Here is an 870-nt window from a genome sequence, read left to right as displayed (position 1 = left end):
CAAAAAACACAATAACGATAAATGTTCCCATTGATCCTACAGCATCGCCGAACATTTTACCTAAGTCTTTTGTATTTTTAATTTCTTTGCTTAAAATCCCATAAACTAATCCAGGTACTAAAAATACAACAAGAATAATTAATCCGACACCGTTAATTAATGGCGCATCGTCTAGTAAGCTGCCTGTTTTAGCATTTCTTAAAAAGCTATGTTCAGGAATGGCTGTAATAATTAATAAAATAATTGTGACTATGAAACTGATATTTGCCCATTTTAAAGCATGAGCTTCTTTGTCAGTAATATGTGAAGACGTTTCTTCATGATCATCATGCATTAAACGATCATCATATTGACCTAACCTAGGAATAATCAGTTTAGTTGTAACTAGCAATATCGTAGGAAGTAATACAACGACACTCGCTGCGATAAAGTACCAGTTCATAGCAACGTTTGTTTTAATAGAATCTGAAACGATACGTGTTGCTGGTTCTGTAAATGAATAGACCAAAGCATCTTGCATACCAACAACTATATTTGCGGCAAAGCCACCTACAGCGGAAGCATATGCCATCGTTAGTCCAGCGATAGGATGATAGCCAATTTTAATAAAAAGCATCGCTGCGAGCGGCGGCAAGATAATTGTCGCAGCATCGCCGGCTGTACTACCTAAAATACCAATTAATATAATAGTCGGTAAAATTAAGAAACGTGGTGCGCGATTCACAACAGAAATCATTAACTTGTCGAAGTATCCTGTTTTCTCTGCAACACCAATACCAATCATCACTGCTAGTACTAAGCCTAATGCTGGGAACTCTGAGAAATTTTTAATCGTATCATTCATTATCATCGTAAATCCATCATGGCTAA

The 870-nt window shown here is 36.3% G+C and carries 1 protein-coding gene; it reads right to left on the bottom strand.

Features of this window, described 5'->3' with window-relative positions; genetic code table 11:
* On the bottom strand, positions 1-870 hold an 870-nt coding region (locus tag IDG60_RS27730; protein WP_206160957.1), incomplete at both ends, for an AbgT family transporter.

Source organism: Staphylococcus sp. EG-SA-2, assembly GCF_017152085.1.
Note: the sequence above shows the minus strand (reverse complement) of the source record. Positions and strands in the feature narration are given on the sequence as shown.